Source organism: Exiguobacterium sp. KKBO11 (genome assembly GCF_001644945.1).
Lineage (GTDB): Bacteria > Bacillota > Bacilli > Exiguobacteriales > Exiguobacteriaceae > Exiguobacterium_A > Exiguobacterium_A abrahamii.
The window spans coordinates 1-241 of record NZ_LUCU01000052.1 but is presented as its reverse complement, the minus strand read 5'-3'; the positions used below and the strand labels follow the sequence as shown (position 1 = coordinate 241).

The window sequence follows — 241 nt, the reverse complement described above, 5'->3', positions numbered from 1 at the left end:
AACGTCCCTTACGGGACATGCCCATCGTTCAGTTTTGAGAGCTCGTCTCTCAGTCTCGTAAGAGACACTCGCACCTTGAAAACTGAAGACATCAACAAGACATCAAACTTTTTATAACCATGTCATTTAAGACGTGTGTTCTTAGAATACCAACGCTAGATCAAGGTATGAAGGGCGTACGGTGGATGCCTTGGCACTAGGAGCCGATGAAGGACGCGACGAACAGCGATATGCTTCGGGG

1 rRNA gene is annotated in these 241 nt (G+C 47.7%); it reads left to right on the top strand.

What is annotated here, in order from left to right:
* Positions 1-158 precede the first annotated feature (158 nt).
* Positions 159-241: ribosomal RNA gene (locus tag AYO36_RS14070) — 23S ribosomal RNA — on the top strand; the annotation flags it as partial.